The organism is Frigoribacterium sp. Leaf8 (genome assembly GCF_001421165.1).
GTDB lineage: Bacteria > Actinomycetota > Actinomycetes > Actinomycetales > Microbacteriaceae > Frigoribacterium.
The window spans coordinates 34,988-50,445 of the sequence record NZ_LMKB01000007.1 but is presented as its reverse complement, the minus strand read 5'-3'; the positions used below and the strand labels follow the sequence as shown (position 1 = coordinate 50,445).

Below are 15,458 nucleotides of genomic sequence, written 5' to 3'. Positions count from 1 at the left end.
AGACTGGTCGGCAACGACACGGCCGTCACCGACGACGGCGCACGGCGGGCCGCACGACGCCCGCCCCACCAGAGAGGGTGGCCGATGGGCACGCAGCACGAGCAGGCGTCTGAGCACGCACACGACGCCGGGGCGACGACCGACGAGAGCGGCGGGAGCGACGCGACCCGCGCCTCCTCGTCCGGGGTCATGGGCGAGTCGGGCGCCCCGACCGCCGACCTGGTCGTGCACACGGTCCGCGTGCACCGCAGCGACCAGCCGTTGGCCCGCGAGGACGAGCTCGCGTGGCGCCTCGCCGTGCTCGCGACCGACGACGCACCCGTCGACGACGACGTGACCGAGATGGTGATCAACCGCCTGATCGACAACGCCGCCGTCTCGGCCGCGTCGCTGCTGCGCGCGCCGGTCGCCGTCGCACGCGACCAGGCGCTCGCGCATCCGCCGACCACCGGAGGCGCGGGCTCGCAGGTCACGGGCGTCGCGCCCGAGCACCCCGTCTCGCCCGAGTGGGCCGCCTGGGCGAACGGGGTCGCCGTGCGCGAACTCGACTTCCACGACACGTTCCTCGCGGCGGAGTACTCGCACCCCGGCGACAACATCCCGGCGATGGTCGCCGTCGCACAGCACCGCGGACTCGACGGTGCGGCCCTGCTGCGCGGCATCGTGACCGGCTACGAGGTGCAGGTCGACCTCGTCCGGGCGATCAGCCTGCACGCCCACAAGATCGACCACGTCGCCCACCTCGGCCCGTCGGTCGCGGCCGGCCTCGGCACGATGCTCGGGCTCTCGACCGAGGTGGTGCACCAGGCGATCGGCCAGGCGCTGCACACGACGACGGCCACGCGGCAGTCCCGCAAGGGGGCGATCTCGTCGTGGAAGGCCTACGCCCCGGCCTACGCCGGCAAGGCCGCGGTGGAGGCCGTCGACCGCGCGATGCGGGGCCAGGGCAGTCCCGCCCCGATCTACGAGGGTGAGGACGGCGTGATCGCCCGGCTGCTCGACGGACCCGGGGCGTCGTACGACGTGCCCCTGCCGGCGCCGGGTGCGTCCAAGCGGGGCATCCTCGACACGTACACGAAGGAGCACTCGGCCGAGTACCAGGCCCAGGCCTGGATCGACCTCGCCCGGCGGCTCGGCCGCGCGCACCTCGCCCTCCGCGACCCGGCACAGGTGCGCGGCATCGTGCTGCACACCAGCCACCACACGCACGTCGTGATCGGCTCGGGAGCGGGCGACCCGCAGAAGTACGACCCCACGGCCAGCCGCGAGACGCTCGACCACTCCATCCCCTACATCGTGGCCGTCGCCCTGCAGGACGGCGAGTGGCACCACGAGCGCAGCTACGCCCCGGCCCGGGCGCAGCGTCCCGACACCGTCGAGCTGTGGCAGCGCATCACCACGGCGGAGGACCCCGCCTGGACGGCCCGCTACCACTCGACCGACCCCACCGAGAAGGCGTTCGGCGGCCGCATCGAGGTCGAGTTCGTCGACGGCACGACCCTCGTCGACGAGATCGCCGTCGCCGACGCCCACCCCCTGGGGGCGCGGCCCTTCGGACGCGAGGACTACGTGCGCAAGTTCCGGACGCTGGCCGAGGGCGTGCTGCCCGACGCCGAGGTCGAGCGGTTCGTCGACTTGGCCACGCGCCTCCCCTCGTTGACGGCGGCCGAGGTGCGGCAGCTCGGCATCGTCGCTCCCGACGCCCTCGCGGGTGCCGCCGCCCAGCCGGGCGGGCTCTTCTGATGCTGTACTCGACGGTGTCGCCGGCCGACAAGCGTGCGGCGTTCCGGGCCGGGCTGGCCGACGAGCGCACCCTGGTCTTCCCCGGCGCGTTCACGCCGCTCACCGCGCGCCTGATCGAGCAGAAGGGCTTCGACGGCGTCTACGTGTCGGGCGCCGTGATGGCCAACGAGCTCGGGCTGCCCGACATCGGCCTCACCACGCTCACCGAGGTCGCCACACGGGCCGGGCAGATCGCGTCGATGACCGACCTGCCCGTGCTCGTCGACGCCGACACCGGGTTCGGCGAGCCGATGAACGTCGCCCGCACCGTCCAGGCGCTCGAGGCCGCCGGCGTGGCCGGGCTGCACGTCGAGGACCAGGTCAACCCCAAGCGCTGCGGCCACCTCGACGGCAAGCAGGTCGTGGACGCGGCGACGGCGGCCGGGCGCATCCGGGCCGCGGTCGACGCGCGCCGCGACCCGTCGCTCGTGATCATGGCGCGCACGGACGTCCGGGCGCTCGACGGGCTCGAGGCCGCGGTCGACCGGGCCCGGGCCCTGGTCGACGCGGGGGCCGACGCGATCTTCGCCGAGGCGATGGCCGACCTCGGCGAGTTCGAGGCGATCTGCTCGGCGCTCGACGTGCCCGTGCTCGCCAACATGACCGAGTTCGGCAAGAGCGCCCTCTTCACGCACCAGCAACTGCACGACGTGGGCGTGAGCATGGTCATCCACCCGGTGTCGCTCATGCGTGCCGCGATGGGCGCGGCGTCCCGGGCGCTCGACGCGCTCGTGGCCGACGGGTCGCTCGACTCGCAGGTGCCGACGATGCAGACCCGTGCCGAGCTCTACGAGCTGATCGACTACCCCGGCTACGCCCGCTTCGACGCCGGCGTCTACGACTTCACGCTGGAGGGCTGAGGTCGGGCGCCGGTGCTGGACGCCGCCGAGTGGACAGCGCGCCGCGTCATGCGGCGGCGCGCTGTCCACTCGGCGGTTCTCGGTGCGCATAGGTCGTCTCGTCGACATGACGCGGTGGGCGGGCGGTCGTCCACAGCGAAGTTCTGGAGGCGCGGCCGGGTCCGATCGACGGGCGAGCATCGAGGGATGGACGACGACCTCCCCGATCTGATCTTCTCCGCCACGCCGGGTGCGCAGTCCCGTGAGGCGCGCGCCCTGCGACGCGACGCCGCCGCGGGACGTCTCGTGCGCGTCCAACGGGGCGTCTACGTGGCGACGGAGGACTGGGGCCGACTGAGGCCCTGGCGTCGCCACGTCGTCCGGGTGCGGGCCGCCGTGTCCGCGCTCCCCGCCGACTGCGTCGTGTCCCACGGCTCGGCCGTCGCCGTGCACGGGCTGCCGAGCGTCCAGGGCGACCCGCGCCGGGTGCACGTGATCGACCGACGTCGGGCCTCGACCCAGTGCACGCCGGTCCTCGTCAAGCACGGGGCCGGTCTCGAGGACGACGAGATCGAGTCGGTGGGCGACCTGCTGGTCACGAGTGAGCTGCGCACCGCCTTCGACGTCGCGAGGTCATCCGGGTTCGACGACGGCGTCCTCTGTCTCGACGGCGTGATGCGTCGTCGGCTCTTGGTCGAGAGTCGGCTTCCGAGGGCCGCCGAGATGCGCACCCGAGTCGACGATCTGCGTGACGAGTTCCGGCTCCGGTTCGGGGCGATGGCCGACGGCGTGGTCGGACGGCGGGGTGAGCTGGCACTCGGGCGAGCGATCTCGTTCGCCACGCCCCTGTCCGAGAACGGCGGGGAGTCGCTCGTGCGGGTCGCGTTGCATCGGCTCGGTGCGCCTCAGCCGATCCTGCAAGAGGAGTTCTTCGACGCCCGGGGATTCGTCGGACGATGCGACTTCTTCTTCGAAGAGTTCGGGTTCGTGCTCGAGTTCGACGGTTTCGGCAAGTACTCGGACCCTCGCTTGCTCGCGGGCTCGTCCCCGGCCGAGGTCGTGCGCCGTGAGAAGAAGCGCGAGGCTCGATTGTTGGGCACGGGGCGGGTCCGACGCATCGAGAGATGTGACATCGACGACGCGCTCGATCCGCGACGGCTGGCGGCGATCGTGCGCCGTGGCGGGGTGCCGCTGCGGTCGGGCCGCACCTCGGCGTCGTGGTCGTGAGGGTGCGCTATTCGCACAGCGTCGTCGGCGCCGCGGCAGCGAACCGCCGAGTGGACAAGGCGCCGTGTCGCGCGGCGGCGTCGTGTCCACTCGGCGGTGCAGAGCGGTGCAAAGCACGGCAAAGCGGTGCGGTGGGGTTGGTTGGGGCGGACTAGGCGAGGTCGGCGAACAGGGCGCTGACGAACTCGGTGCGCTCGACCATGCCGTGCACGCTGATCCACTCGTGTCGGGCGTGCGCTCCGCCGCCGACGCCGCCGACCCCGTCGAGCACGGCCAGGCCCAGCGCGGCGGCGAAGTTGCCGTCGCTGGCGCCGCCGACCGACACCTCGCGCAACTCGAAGCCGAGCGAGGTGGCGACCCGGGCGGCGCGTTCGTACAGCGCGCCGGTCGCGACCGAGCGCTCCATCGGCGGGCGGTTCCAGCCGCCGGTGACCTTCAGCGTCGCGGCCGGATCGTGCGCCGCGAGCCCGGCGAACACCCGCTCGATGCGCTCGGCCTCGGTCGACGAGGTGACGCGCACGTCGACCATCGCGCGGGCGTAGCCGGCCTTGACGTTGGTGCGGGTGCCGCCCTGCAGCACTCCCACGTTCAGCGAGGTGCCCGCCTCGACGTCGGCGGCCGCGTGCAGGGCCAGGACGACGCGGGCGATCTCGTCGACGGCGCTCGCACCCGAGCGCGGGTGCAGGCCGGCGTGCACCTCGACCCCGAAGGCCTCGACCTCGAAGATGCCGACGCCCTTGCGGGCGGTCTTGACGGCACCGTCGGCGGCCGACTCGAAGACGAACACCGCGCCTCCTCGTCCGACCTCGCGCTCGATCGCCTCCCGCGAGGCGATGCTGCCGACCTCCTCGTCGCCGTTGAGCAGCAGGCGCACGTTCGGCCGGGGCAGCCCCAGGCGGTCGCCGATCGCGAGGGCGTTGCCGAGCTGGATCAGCCCGGACTTCATGTCGAAGACGCCCGGGCCGGTCATGCGGTCGCCCTCGACCGTGACGGGCCACCCGGCCAGCGTCCCCTCGGACCAGACCGTGTCGTAGTGGCACAGGGCCGACACCCACTCGGTCGAGCCCGACGGCGACGGGTAGTCGAGGGTCACCGTGTCGCCGTAGCCCTCGACGACGTGCACGCGGCGCTCGGCCGGCGGGCCGACGGTCTCGCCGAGCCAGGTCTCGATCCAGCGGAGCCCCGCCTCGAGCAGGTCGACGTCGTCGGACGGCGTCTCGAGGCTCGCGTAGGTCGTCAGGTCGGCCACCATCGCGTCGAGGCGGGCCTCGACCTCGCGACGGAGGGCGGTGACCTGGTCGGGCTGCAGGGCGTCGTGGCTCACGGTCTCGCTCTCGTCGGGCCCGCCACGGTGTGCGGGCATCTGACCATCTCACTCCCGTGGGCGAGGCGGCGACCGGTGGGGAGGCGCGGCGCGGGACCCGAGGAGGCGCGGTGCCGGACCCGGGGAGGCGCGGTCGGCTCTGTCGGAGGCCCCCGATACAGTCGGGGGCACCGACTCCGGCACCCGTTGCCGCACCGACCGCGACATCCACGAGAGGGGCCCCGTGCGCATCCTGCACACCAGCGACTGGCACCTGGGGCGCACGCTGCACGGGGTCGACCTGCACGAGCCTCAGCAGGCCTTCGTCGACCACCTGGTGGGGCTCGTGGTCGAACGGTCGATCGACGTCGTGGTGGTCGCGGGCGACGTGTACGACCGGGCCGTCCCCGCGGTGCCCAGCGTGCGCCTCCTCGGCCGGGCCCTCGCGGGCCTGACCGAGCACGCCACCGTGATCGTCACGCCGGGCAACCACGACTCGGCGGTGCGTCTGGGGTTCGCGGCCGAGCTGATGCGCCCGGGCCTGCACCTGCGGGCGTCGGTCGACCTGCTCGACGAGCCCGTCGTCGTCGACGGCCCGGAGGGGCCGGTCGCCTTCTACGGGCTGCCCTACCTCGACCCCGACAGCGTCCGCAGGTCCCTGGCACCGGCGGGAGCCGACGAGCCGTTGCCCCGGTCGCACGCGGCCGTCGTGGGTGCGGCGATGCAGCGGGTGCGCGACGACCTCGCCGGGCGACCCGGCACCCGGTCGGTCGTGGTGGCGCACGCGTTCGTCGTGGCGGGGCCCGCAGCCGACCGCGAGCCCGACGGCGCCCCGACGCCCGAGCGCAGCGAGAGCGAGCGCGACATCCGGGTGGGCGGCGTCGACTCCGTGCCGTCGGCCGCGTTCGAGGGCGTCGACTACGTCGCCCTCGGCCACCTGCACGGTGCCCAGCGCGTCGGCCCGTCCGGTCGCCTGCGCTACTCGGGTTCGCCCCTGGCCTTCTCGTTCGGCGAGCGGAACCAGGTCAAGTCGTCCACGATCCTCGAGCTGGCCGCCGACGGCTCGGTCTCGGTCGAGCTCGTCCCGGCTCCCGTCCCGCGACGACTGGCCGAGGTGACCGACTCCCTCGACGCCCTGCTCGACGGGCGCCACGACGACCTGCGCGACGCCTGGCTCCGGGTCTTCGTCACCGATCCGGTGCACCCCGAACGGCTCTACACGCGGGTGGCCGAGCACTTCCCGCACGCCCTCGCGATCCACCACACGCCCGTCGGAGCGGTCGAGGCCTCGGCGCTGGCCGCCGTGACGGCCGAGTCCGACCCGATCGAGGTGGCGGCCGAGTTCGTCGCCTTCGCCTCGGGCGGGGCGGCGAGCGAGACCGAGCTCGCCGTGGTGCGCGGCGCCTACGAGGCCGCACTCGCGAGCGAGGTCGGCGAATGAACCTCCACCGGCTGACCCTGAGGGCCATCGGGCCCTACGCGGGCGAGCACAGCATCGACTTCGCCGCGCTCGGCGCCTCGGGCACCTTCCTGCTCGAGGGCCCGACGGGTTCGGGCAAGTCGACCATCATCGACGCGATCGTCTTCGCCCTCTACGGCGGGCTCGCCGGTTCGGCCTCGACGCCCGACCGCCTGCGCAGCCACCACGCCGCCCCCGACGTCGAGCCCTTCGTCGAGCTCGTCTTCGAGAACGGCGCGGGCGTGCACCGCATCCGACGCACGCCCGCGTACCGCCGCCCGAAGGCACGCGGCACGGGCACGACGCCGGCGAACGCGACCGCCAAGCTGTGGCGCCTCTCGTCGCCCGACGCCGTCGACGGCGAGATCGTCTCGATCAGCACGCAAGAGGCCGGCGCCGAGGTCTCGCGCATCCTCGGGCTCACGCGCCAGCAGTTCGTGCAGACCGTCGTCCTGCCCCAGGGCGAGTTCGCCGCCTTCCTCCGCTCGACCGGCGAGAAGCGCAAAGAGGTCCTGCAGTCGCTCTTCGGCACCGAGATCTACGAGCGCACCACGGCCGAGCTCGTCGACCGGCGGAAGGTCGCGAACGCCGCCGTGGCCGCCGCCGACCGCGACATCGAGCTGGCGCGAGCCAGACTGCTCGAGGCGAGCGGCCTCGAGGCCGAGGCCCTCGACGAGGGGCTGGCCGCCGACGGCGGGGTCGCCCTGCTCGGTGACCTCGAGGCCCAGGCCGTCGCCGCGTCGGCTCAGCGGTCACGGGTGGTCGAGGCCCGAGACGCGGCACGACGGTCCCTCGATCGCGTGCGGGCGCTGGGGGCGGCACTCGACCGACGAGCCGACCTGACCGTCCGGCGGACGCGCCTCGACGAGGGCGACGGCGAGATCGCCACGGTCCGCTCGCGTGTCGCCGCGGCGACCCGGGCCGCGACCGTGACCGACGCCCTCGCCGCGGTCACGCGGGCGACCGAGGCCGAGCGTGATGCGGCGTCACGCCTGGCCGAGGCCGCCGGGGTCGTCGCGGACGGCGAGACGACCGCGGCGAACGGCGAGGCCCCGCTCCGAGCCGACGTCGCCGCCCGTCGCGACGCCCGACTGTCGGAACTCGCCCTCCTGACCGAGGCGGCCCGGACCGAGAAGGCCCTGCCCGGTCGCCGCACCGCCCTCGAGGCGGCCGAGCAGTCCCTGGTGGATGCCGACGAGCGGCGCCGGGAGCTCGACGCGCACCTCGTCGCGGCCCCCGCCGTGCGGGCGTCGCTCGTCGTCGAGCGCGACGCCCTGGCCGACGCCTCGACCGACCTCGTCGCCGCCGAGCAGGCGACGGCCGAGGCGCGGCTCCGCCTGCGTGACCTCGACGACCTCGACGCCCTCGGCCGGGCCGTCGACGCGGCGTCCGCACGACTGGCCGACGCCTCGGCGGCGGCACTGCGGGCCCTCGACGACGAGGCGGGCCTCCGCCGTCGGCAGATCGAGGGCATGGCGGGTCACCTGGCCGCGGCTCTGGTCGTCGGCGACCCGTGCCCCGTGTGCGGCTCGCGAGAGCATCCGGCCCCGGCGGCTCCCGGCACCGAGCACCCCACCGACGACCAGGTCGAGGCCGCGTCGCGGACGTCCCGAGCGGCCGAGGCCCGTCAGCGCGAGTCCGCCGCACGGCACGCGACCGCCGAGGGGCGGGCCGCGGAGGCCCGCCGCGCCCTGGGCGACCTGACCCGCGACGACGTCGAGTCCGACCTGGCCCGGCTCGCCCTGCGCGTGGCCGAGGCCACCCGGGCCCGTACCGCCCTCGCGGCATCCGAGGCGGCGCTCGTGGCCCACGACCGCGAGGTCGACGAGCTGCGGGCCGAGCGGGACGACCTCCGCGAGCGAGCCGCCACCGGCCGGGAGCGCGTGGCCGCCGACCGGCGGGCCCTGCTCGACGACGAGGCCGAGATCGCGCGACTGCTCGACGGTCGGGCCCCGACCATCGCCGAGCTCACCGCAGCGGTCGGTGACGGGGTCGAACGCGACACGCGCCTCCTGACCCTCCTCGACGCCGCGACGGTGGCGTCCGACGCGGCGACCGGTCGTCGTGCCGAGCTCGCCGCCGCGCTCGGGCGCAGCGGGTTCGACGACGTCGACCAGGTCGCCGACGCCGCCCTCGAGGCAGGCGACCTCGCCGCGCTCGAGGCGCGGGTCTCGGCCCACGAACGCGAACGGGCGATCGTCGCGGCCGGGCTGGTCGAGCCCGAGGTCGCGGTGCTGGCCGGCGACGAGGTGGCGGACGTCCCGTCGGCCGTCGAGGCCCTCGACCGGGTCGAGGCCGAGCTCGACGAGGTCACCGACCGCGCGACGCGCACCGGCGACCGGGCCGAGCGGTCGCGCCAGGCCCTGGCCGCCCTCGAGGCCGTGACCGCCGCGGCCGACGCCGCCGTCGAGCACGCCCGGGCGGTGGTGCGCATGGCGAACCTCGCCAGCGCCTCGACCGGCGAGAACGTCAAGGGCGTGACGCTCGGCACCTACGTGCTGCTGCGCCGGTTCGACGAGGTCGTGGCGGCGGCGAACGTCCGGCTGTCGGTCATGTCGAGCGGGCGGTACGAGCTCGCCTCGTCCGACGAGCGCGAGGTCGGGTCGCGCTCGCGCAAGACGGGGCTCTCGCTCGTCATCCGGGACGCGACCACCGACACCACCCGCGACCCCGGCAGCTTCTCGGGCGGTGAGACCTTCTACGCCTCGCTCAGCCTCGCCCTCGGCCTCGCCGACGTCGTGCAGGCCGAGGCCGGCGGGCTCGAGCTCGGCACCCTGTTCGTCGACGAGGGGTTCGGCTCGCTCGACCCCGAGACCCTCGACGCCGTCATGAGCGAGCTCGGTCGCCTGAGTGCCTCGGGGCGGGTGATCGGCATCGTCAGCCACGTCGACGAGCTCAAGCAGCGCATCGCCGACCGGGTCGAGGTGCGCCGTCGCCCCGACGGGTCGTCGGTGCTCCGCTCGACGGCCGGCTGAGCAGGCAGGGCAGCGCGGATCGGCTGAGCGGGACGGGTCGGCTGAGCAGGGCATCGGGGCGGGGTAGCGCGGCGGGCCGGCTGGGCGGGGCGGCGGGGCGTGCCAGCCGAGCGGGCGACCCCCGTCCGAGGGTGTTCACCCGCGCGCACGGCCTCGTTCACGTGGCGGCCACCCGGCAGGAGTCTGCTGGTCCCCGCCCCGCGGCGACTCCGTCGCGTGGCGACCGGATCACGATCACGATCACAGGAGCAGAACCGTGTCGAAGAACACCCCGAACCGCCGGCGTGCGGCCCTGACGACGGGGGTCGTCGCGACGGCCGCCGCCGCCCTCGCCCTCAGCCCCGTCGCCGCGTTCGCGGCCACCCCCGCGAACGTCGCCCAGAACGGTGGTGCCGCCCGCAGCATCGACGACAGCACGCAGCTGCTGCTCGACTCGGTGGAGGCCGGCCCCGCCAAGAACGTCATCCTGCTGATCGGCGACGGCATGGGCGACAGCGAGATCACGTCGGCGCGCAACTACGCCTTCGGCGCCGGCGGAACGCTGCCCGGCATCGACGCCCTGCCCCTGACCGGCCAGTACACGACGTACTCGGTCTACCGGGACGGCGCGAACAAGGGCAAGCCCGACTACGTGCCGGACTCCGCCGCGACCGGCTCCGCCTGGGCCACCGGCACCAAGACCTACGACAACGCCATCTCGGTCGACGTCGACGGCGTCCCGCAGGACACCCTGCTCGAGATCGCCAAGGCCAACGGCAAGAAGACCGGCAACGTCTCGACCGCCGAGCTGCAGGACGCCACCCCGGCCGTGCAGGCCGCGCACGTCGCCGCCCGCAGCTGCTACGGCCCCGACAGCGTCACCCAGTGCGGCGCCGACGCGCTCGACCAGGGCGGCCTCGGCTCGATCAGCGAGCAGATCATCGGCACCCGTGCCGACCTGACCCTCGGCGGAGGCGCGACCTCGTTCGGCCAGTCCGCCCGTGCCGGTCAGTGGCAGGGCGACACCCTGTTCGCCCAGGCGCAGGACCGTGGCTACCAGGTCGTGCGCGACGCGGCCGGCCTCGACGCCCTGACGACCGCCGACCAGGCGCAGCCCGTGCTCGGCACCTTCACCGACGGCAACTTCCCGACCCGGTACGCCGCCACCACGGCGACCGTCGGCGGGGCCGACCTGGCCCCGCAGACCTGCCTGCCGAACCCGGCCCGCCTGTCCACCGGCCTCTCGCTGCAGTCGCTGACCGAGAAGTCGATCGACCTGCTCGACACCGGTGACCAGGGCTTCTTCCTGCAGGTCGAGGGTGCCTCGATCGACAAGCGCGACCACAGCGCCGACGCCTGCGGTCAGATCGGTGAGGTCCTCGACCTCGACGAGGCCGTCCAGTCCGCCCTCGCCTTCGCGAAGGCCGACGGCAACACGATGGTCATCGTCACGGCGGACCACGCGCACACCAGCCAGATCGTCGACTCGACGCCGCCCGCCACGCTCAGCACCGCGCTGACGACGGTCGACGGCACCACGATGAAGATCGCCTACGGCACCGCCGCGGCGGGCGGGTCGCAGCAGCACACCGGCACGCAGTTGCGCGTCGCGGGTTACGGCCCCGGTGCCGCGAACGTCGTCGGCCTGATCGACCAGACCGACAACTTCTTCACCATCGTCAACGCCCTGCAGCTCGACCGCGACCTCGACGGCCTCAGCACCGACGCGACGATCTCGGCTCCGACCGAGGTCGCCCCCGGCGCCGAGTTCCCGGTCAGCACCGCCGGCCTCGCCGGCGACCGCCAGGTCACGGGCACGCTCGACGTCGACGGCACGGTGACCGACCTCGGCATCGCCGACGTGATCGACGGCGTCGCGACCTACACGGTCACCGCCCCCACCGAGCCCGGCAGCTACACGATCACGCTGACCGGCACGCAGAGCGGCACGACGCTGGCGACGACCGTCGCCGTCGTCGAAGGCGCCGTCACCCCGGCTCCGACGACCCCGCCCGCGGCGGTCCCCGCTGACGGCTCGAGCGCAGGAGGCGCGGGGACGGCCGGCAACGGAAGCGGCCCCCTCGCGTTCACCGGCTCCGACGCCCTGCCCGCCCTGCTGCTCGCGCTGATGCTGGCCGGCACCGGTGCGGCCCTCGTGCTGCGTCGCCGCCACCGCGCGGCGTCCGTGCAGGACGGCGTGCAGCTCTAGGCGTTCCCCGCCCCGACACACGGGAGGCGCGGTGCCAGCCGGCACCGCGCCTCCTGCGTTCTCGGGTCGCGTCGGACCCTCGGGTCAGACCAGCGGGTCGCTGTCGGTCGAGCGACGCTCGACGCGCTCGCCCGTGGCCGGGTCGACCGCGCTGCGGGTCGTGGAGACCGTCGAGCGGCGGCGCGACGCGAAGGCGATGCCGATGATGGTCACGACCACGCCGGCCGCGATGAGGATGTAGCCGATCAGTTTGATGTCGATGCCCGCGACCTGGAAGTCGAGAGCGAACGCGAGGACCGCGCCGATCACGATCAAGGCGATTCCGCCGCCGATGCTCATGGGGTCTCCTTCGTCTGGCGCCGCCCCGGATGGGCGACGGCGCCGACGCGAGGGTCGGCGGGCCCCACAGTACCGACGGGCCGCCCCGATCGGCCACGACGCGGCGGAGGCGCTGCGAGGATGGTCCTGCCCGTCACCCCACCGCAGGAGATCCCATGACCGGACCCGCCGGCCCCGTGCCGCTCGACCAGCCGTACCACCGCGCCTCGCCGAAGGTCGCGGTCGTCCGGTTCTGGCGCAAGTACGCCACGTTCCACGGGAGGGCGAGCCGCAGCGAGTACTGGTGGTGGTTCGTCATCGCGCTCGTGTTCCAGGGGGCGCTCCAGGCCTGGGCCACGGGCAGCGGCGGAACGTCGACCTGGGCCGGGGGCGACAACGGCGACTGGACCTACATCGACCCACAGGGCGTCGTCGTCGTGCTGTGGTCGGTGGTCAGCTTCCTGCCGACCCTGGCGCTGCAGTCGCGGCGCCTGCACGACGGGGGCTTCACCGCCTGGTACGTGCTCTTCTACCTGCTGCCGGTCCTCGGGTGGCTGACCCTGCTCGTCATGTCGCTGCTGCCCTCGCGCGCCTCGGGCGAGCGGTTCGACACGGGTGGCGAGCGGCAGTACCCGGGCCCGGCCTGACCCGGCCGGACGGCGCCGGAGTCCCGCCCGGACACGGCGGCGACGGCGTCGTCGAGAGCCCCGGTCCATTGCCGGTCCTCGTCGTGGACCACGTGGCACTCGTGGGCGCAAGGGGGTTACGGGGTCGGACCACCGACCGCTAACCTGTTCGCACTCCGGTGGGCCCGACCGCCGTGGTGGTCCCGTTGAGCGACGTCCGTCGCTCGTTTCCCGGTGGTGGACTCTGCGTGCGTCGGGCCTCCGGAGCCCTGACGCCCGAGGCCCCGGACGAAGCCGGTCCGACGCCGAGGCGACGCCGTCAGCCCTGCTGCGCCTCGTGCACCAGCTCGAGCGCCGCCCGCAGCCCCGCCGCCGGGACCTGTCCGGGCGCGCTCGTCGCCCCCGCCGATCCGAACGTGACGCACGAGCCGAACGTCTCGCCCGAGAGCCGGGACACGACGCCGAGCGGCCCCATCGACATGGTGATCGCGGGAACGATGCCGGCACCCGCCCGGAACTCGGCCGTGGCCCGCATCAGGGTCAGCACGTCGTCCGTGTTCGACGGCATGGCCGCGAACTTCGCCACGTCGGCACCGTTCTCTTGTTGTTCGAGCAGGCGCGACACGATCTCGCCCTGCGTGGGGGTGCCGCTGAAGTCGTGCGACGACATCACCACGACGAGCCCGGCGTCGTGCGCCGCGTCGACGAGCCCGCCGAGCAGGTCGGGGTCGGTGTACATCTCGACGTCCACGGCGTCGAGCAGTCCGGTGGCCATCGCCGAGCGCAGCACGGCGTCGTAGGTCGCGGGGGCGACGTCGTGCTCGCCTCCCTCGGGCTCGGTCCGCAGGGTGAACAGCAGGGGCAGCTCGGCGTCGAGCGCGCCACGCACCCGACGGACGACGTCGGCCACGAGGTCGAGGTCGGCGGCTCCCGTCGCCTCGGTTCCCGTACGCACGGGACCGTCGGGGTCCGGTGCCGCGGCGAACGCGGCGTCGACGAAGTCGATGCGCAGCTCGACCAGTTCGGCCGTGTCGGTGTCGAGCGCCGAGGCGGCGTCGACCAGCGCGTCGACGGTCCGGGCCACGAGCGGGACGCAGACCGCGGGACGCCCGGTGCCGAGCGCGACCCGACCGATCGAGACCGGAAGAGGGGTCGCCATGGTCAGCGCGCCACGCTGTCGGTCGTCGACCGGTCGCGGATCGGCGAGCCCACGGAGGCGCGCATCGCGTCGCGCAGGACGCCCTCGTCGGGGACCGGCTCGTCCTGCGCCCGCCCGGAGAAGAGCCTGACCTGGCCGAGCGCCTGCTCGACGAGCATGTCGAGGCCGTTGAAGACGATGCCCCCGTCGGCCGACCAGCGCGACGCGAGGCGCGTCGGCCAGGGCTCGTAGGCGACGTCGAAGAGGACGGACGAGCCACCGGCCGGACGCAGGTGGAGGTCGTCCGCCGCGCCTCCGGGCAAGGTGCTGATGACGAAGTCCAACGGGCCGAGCGAGGGCAGCTCGGTGAGCGGGGCGACCATGACGTCGGCGCCCAGCTCGGCGGCCAGGGACGTCAGCTCGCCGGCGCGCATGGGGTTGCGCAGGTGGATCGAGAACGACCGGGCGCCGAGATCCCACGCGGCGGCCATCGCGGACAGGGCGGTGGCGCCCCCGCCGAGGATGGTGGCCGCGGCGGGCCGGGCGTCGTGGAATCCCTCGACGCTGCGGACGATGCCGTCCACGTCGGTGTTGTGCCCGTGGCGGCGACCGTGGTCGTCGAGGACGACGGTGTTGGCGACCCCGAGACGTCGGGCGAGCGGAGAGACGGTGTCGAGCAGGGGCAGCACCTCGCGCTTGAGCGGCATCGTCAGGCTCAGGCCGCGCCAGCTCGCGTCGAGGCCCCCGACGAAGTCGGCGAGCCCGCCCGAGGCAACCTCGACCCGGTCGTAGTCGAAGGGCAGGCCGAGGTGCTCGTACGCCGTGCGGTGCAGCACCGGTGACAGCGAGTGCTCGATCGGCGACCCCAGGACGGCGAGACGTCGGCGAGCATCGGTCACGGGTGGGCCCCTCCCTGCGCCCGCGGCTCGGACGACGACCCACCCTAACGCGAGGGCCCTGAGGGGGTGCGGGGTGGTGGCGACCGGCACCGCGCCTCCTCGTCCCGTCGGGTCTGGCAGGGTCGGTGCATGCAGATCCGACCCTTCGACGAGGCCGACACCGAGACCGTCGTGGCGCTCTGGGAGCGCTGCGGGCTGACCCGCCCGTGGAACGACCCGCGACGCGACATCGAACGCAAGCTGACCGTGCAGCGCGAGCTGTTCCTGGTCGGCGTCGACGACGAGGAGGCGCTGGTCGCGACCGCGATGGCCGGGTACGACGGCCATCGCGGCTGGGTGTACTACGTCGCGGTCGAGCCCGATCGCCAGGGGGAGGGGTTCGGCCGGCAGCTCATGGCCGAGGTCGAGCGGTCGCTCGAGGCGCTGGGATGCCCGAAGGCCAATTTCCAGGTGCGCACCGGCAACGAGCGGGTACGGGCGTTGTACGAACACCTGGGGTACTCGGTCGACGACGCGTTCGGCATGGGCAAGCGGCTGATCGCCGACTGAGGCGCGGTGTCCGGAGGCTCCGGTGGAGCCCCTCGGCGGGCCCGTCGCTCGGCCTCGCGGCGTCGGATGAACAACATGTGACGATCTTCGGCGGACTCTTGTCGGGCACCCAGCGAGAACTTAGGGTCGTGTGGTGTGCCCCCTGTCGGGGGGTG

Annotated in this window: 12 protein-coding genes; 8 read left to right on the top strand and 4 right to left on the bottom strand. The window is 74.0% G+C overall.

Annotated elements, in window-relative coordinates; genetic code table 11:
* Positions 1 to 189: 189 nt before the first annotated feature.
* The 3 genes from ASL10_RS14250 (at position 190) to ASL10_RS14240 (ending at position 3,848) form a co-directional block, all read left to right on the top strand.
* The gene (locus ASL10_RS14250; protein WP_056049557.1) at positions 190 to 1,743 is read left to right on the top strand and encodes an MmgE/PrpD family protein; all 1,554 of its coding nucleotides are present in this window, start codon (positions 190 to 192) and stop codon (positions 1,741 to 1,743) included.
* The gene (gene prpB / locus ASL10_RS14245; RefSeq protein WP_056049418.1) at positions 1,743 to 2,642 is read left to right on the top strand and encodes a methylisocitrate lyase; all 900 of its coding nucleotides are present in this window, start codon (positions 1,743 to 1,745) and stop codon (positions 2,640 to 2,642) included. Before ASL10_RS14250 ends, prpB begins: the two co-directional genes overlap by 1 nt.
* 186 nt (positions 2,643 to 2,828) lie before the next feature.
* Entirely contained in the window at positions 2,829 to 3,848 is a 1,020-nt protein-coding gene (locus tag ASL10_RS14240; protein WP_056049415.1) for a hypothetical protein, read from the top strand.
* A 151-nt stretch (positions 3,849 to 3,999) separates the two neighbouring features.
* Here the strand turns inward: ASL10_RS14240 and ASL10_RS14235 are convergent, their stop codons facing one another.
* On the bottom strand, positions 4,000 to 5,211 hold the full coding sequence (locus ASL10_RS14235) for a M20/M25/M40 family metallo-hydrolase (protein ID WP_082460627.1): 1,212 nt from the start codon (positions 5,209 to 5,211) through the stop codon (positions 4,000 to 4,002).
* Between the two features lie 184 nt (positions 5,212 to 5,395).
* On the opposite strand from ASL10_RS14235, the gene ASL10_RS14230 reads away from it, so the two are divergent.
* The 3 genes from ASL10_RS14230 (at position 5,396) to phoA (ending at position 11,773) form a co-directional block, all read left to right on the top strand.
* Entirely contained in the window at positions 5,396 to 6,592 is a 1,197-nt protein-coding gene (locus ASL10_RS14230) for an exonuclease SbcCD subunit D (RefSeq protein WP_056049413.1), read from the top strand.
* Positions 6,589 to 9,585, top strand: coding sequence for an AAA family ATPase (locus ASL10_RS14225; RefSeq protein WP_056049409.1), 2,997 nt, complete (start codon positions 6,589 to 6,591; stop codon positions 9,583 to 9,585). The genes ASL10_RS14230 and ASL10_RS14225 overlap by 4 nt, the downstream gene beginning before the upstream one ends.
* 256 nt (positions 9,586 to 9,841) lie before the next feature.
* Positions 9,842 to 11,773, top strand: coding sequence for an alkaline phosphatase (gene phoA / locus ASL10_RS14220; protein ID WP_235452864.1), 1,932 nt, complete (start codon positions 9,842 to 9,844; stop codon positions 11,771 to 11,773).
* Between the two features lie 84 nt (positions 11,774 to 11,857).
* Here phoA and ASL10_RS14215 read toward each other — a convergent pair whose 3' ends face one another.
* A complete protein-coding gene (locus ASL10_RS14215; RefSeq protein WP_043593189.1) occupies positions 11,858 to 12,112 on the bottom strand; it encodes a DUF6458 family protein in 255 nt (84 codons plus the stop codon).
* A gap of 155 nt (positions 12,113 to 12,267) precedes the next feature.
* Between ASL10_RS14215 and ASL10_RS14210 the strand changes: the two genes are divergently transcribed.
* Positions 12,268 to 12,738, top strand: a complete 471-nt coding sequence (locus tag ASL10_RS14210; protein ID WP_056049404.1) for a DUF805 domain-containing protein — start codon at positions 12,268 to 12,270, stop codon at positions 12,736 to 12,738.
* Between the two features lie 298 nt (positions 12,739 to 13,036).
* Here ASL10_RS14210 and aroD read toward each other — a convergent pair whose 3' ends face one another.
* Entirely contained in the window at positions 13,037 to 13,876 is an 840-nt protein-coding gene (gene aroD / locus ASL10_RS14205) for a type I 3-dehydroquinate dehydratase (RefSeq protein ID WP_056049401.1), read from the bottom strand.
* A gap of 2 nt (positions 13,877 to 13,878) precedes the next feature.
* Positions 13,879 to 14,754 (bottom strand): shikimate dehydrogenase, encoded by an 876-nt coding sequence (locus ASL10_RS14200; protein WP_056049397.1) that lies wholly within the window; start codon positions 14,752 to 14,754, stop codon positions 13,879 to 13,881.
* A 129-nt stretch (positions 14,755 to 14,883) separates the two neighbouring features.
* Here ASL10_RS14200 and ASL10_RS14195 point away from each other — a divergent pair, with 129 nt between their 5' ends.
* Positions 14,884 to 15,303 carry a GNAT family acetyltransferase gene (locus ASL10_RS14195; protein WP_056049393.1) on the top strand — a complete coding sequence of 140 codons (420 nt, stop codon included), beginning with the start codon at positions 14,884 to 14,886 and terminating at the stop codon, positions 15,301 to 15,303.
* Positions 15,304 to 15,458: the final 155 nt, after the last annotated feature.

Bases quoted from the DNA above. Each gene is read 5' to 3' on its own strand.
- ASL10_RS14240 (WP_056049415.1), top strand. From the start codon at position 2,829: ATGGACGACGACCTCCCCGATCTGATCTTCTCCGCCACGCCGGGTGCG.
- ASL10_RS14225 (WP_056049409.1), top strand. From the start codon at position 6,589: ATGAACCTCCACCGGCTGACCCTGAGGGCCATCGGGCCCTACGCGGGC.
- ASL10_RS14195 (WP_056049393.1), top strand. From the start codon at position 14,884: ATGCAGATCCGACCCTTCGACGAGGCCGACACCGAGACCGTCGTGGCG.
- ASL10_RS14250 (WP_056049557.1), top strand. From the start codon at position 190: ATGGGCGAGTCGGGCGCCCCGACCGCCGACCTGGTCGTGCACACGGTC.
- ASL10_RS14235 (WP_082460627.1), bottom strand. From the start codon at position 5,211: ATGCCCGCACACCGTGGCGGGCCCGACGAGAGCGAGACCGTGAGCCAC.
- prpB (WP_056049418.1), top strand. From the start codon at position 1,743: ATGCTGTACTCGACGGTGTCGCCGGCCGACAAGCGTGCGGCGTTCCGG.
- ASL10_RS14210 (WP_056049404.1), top strand. From the start codon at position 12,268: ATGACCGGACCCGCCGGCCCCGTGCCGCTCGACCAGCCGTACCACCGC.
- aroD (WP_056049401.1), bottom strand. From the start codon at position 13,876: ATGGCGACCCCTCTTCCGGTCTCGATCGGTCGGGTCGCGCTCGGCACC.
- ASL10_RS14215 (WP_043593189.1), bottom strand. From the start codon at position 12,112: ATGAGCATCGGCGGCGGAATCGCCTTGATCGTGATCGGCGCGGTCCTC.